This is a genomic window from Rhodococcus sp. DMU2021 (genome assembly GCF_019641445.1).
In the GTDB taxonomy this organism is placed as follows: domain Bacteria; phylum Actinomycetota; class Actinomycetes; order Mycobacteriales; family Mycobacteriaceae; genus Rhodococcus; species Rhodococcus pyridinivorans.
Genome location: NZ_JAIFKB010000083.1, coordinates 1 through 1,358, shown reverse-complemented (window position 1 = coordinate 1,358; position 1,358 = coordinate 1). Strand labels below are relative to the sequence as shown.

Annotated in this window: 1 protein-coding gene; it reads right to left on the bottom strand. The window is 62.7% G+C overall.

Going from position 1 to position 1,358, the window contains the following annotated elements; translation table 11 throughout:
• Positions 1–38 precede the first annotated feature (38 nt).
• Positions 39–1,288, bottom strand: a protein-coding gene (locus tag K3M35_RS25725) for an IS3 family transposase (protein WP_374107793.1) whose coding sequence is annotated in 2 segments (ribosomal slippage) — positions 39–952 and positions 952–1,288 — 1,251 coding nt in all. Because the reading frame shifts where the segments join, the coding sequence is not laid out codon by codon here.
• Positions 1,289–1,358 lie beyond the last annotated feature (70 nt).

Genomic DNA, 1,358 nt, shown 5'->3' with positions numbered 1-1,358 from the left:
GGGCGTGACCCCTGGATAGTGGACACGGGGTGTGTACGTCAGGCGGCCTGATCGAGGGTAGCCCCATGGTCGACCTCGAAGTCAAGTGGTGATCGGTTCCGCAGTGATGAGTGCCGTCGGCGTGTGTTGTATCGAGTGATCCAGCGGAAAACCTCGGTGCGGCATTGTGCTTCGTCGAGCCAGCGTTTCGCGCCCTGAAGCGTCTCCCGCTTCAACGACGCATTGAAGGACTCGGCCATCGCGTTGTCGGCGCTCGACCCGATCCGGCCCATCGATTGCCGCACGCCGTGCCGGCGACATGTTGCCTGGTAGTCCGAGGAGGTGAATTGACGGCCGTGGTCGGAGTGGAAAATCGCTCCTTCCAGCGACCCTCGGGCCGACGCCGCATTGTCGAGCGCGTTCTCCACGAGCTCGGTACGCATGTGATCTGCGATCGACCAGCCGACGAGCCGTTTGGAACACACGTCGATCACGGTCGCCAAGTAGAGGAACTCACCGGTGCTGCTGTGCGGAAGATAGGTGATGTCACCGACGAATACTCGTCCAGGCTCGGCAGCGGTGAAATCACGGTTGAGCAGGTCTTCGAAGACCTGCGCCCCAGGATCCTTGATCGTCGTGCTCTTCGGTTTACGCAGGTGCACACCGACGATGTTGTTGCGTCGCATCAACCTGGCCACCCGCTTGTGATTGACCGTGCCCGGCACCGCGTCATCATCGGCCAGTTCGGCGGTCATCCGCCGGTAACCGAGGGTGTGGTCCCATTCCTGGTGGTGGGCACGTATTCGGTCGACCAGCGCCGCATCGGCCTGCTGGCGGGCAAGCCGAGCCGCCTTCCCGGCTCGCCACTTGTAGTAGCTCGACCGGTGGATGCCGAGCACCGTGCACATCCGCTTCACCTCATGGGTGTCCCGGTGGTCGTCAACGAACCGGAAGCGGATCACCAGTTCGTCTCTGCCGCGAAATATTTCGTGGCCTTGCGCAGGATGTCTCGTTCCTCGCTGAGCTTGTCGTTCTCCGCGACCAAAGCCTGGTTGCGGGCCCGGATCTGCTCGATCTCGGCCTGCATCCGCGCACACTGCTCTTCGGGTGTCTCCGAGGCATCCACGCTCTTTTCGGGCGCAGACCGCGCCATCGCGGCCTTCTTACGCGCCAGATGCACCCACGTCTTCAACGACCCCCGAGCGACTCCCAGATCCGCGGCCAACGACGAGTACGACACTTCCGGGCGGCTCTCGTAGAGTCGCACGGCGTCGGCCTTGAACTCGTCAGAGTACTTCTTCTTCGTCATGGTGATGTCCTGCATTCTCCGGCCCAGTATGGGCCAGTGTCAGCGTGTCCACCACCCAGGGGCTATCCCC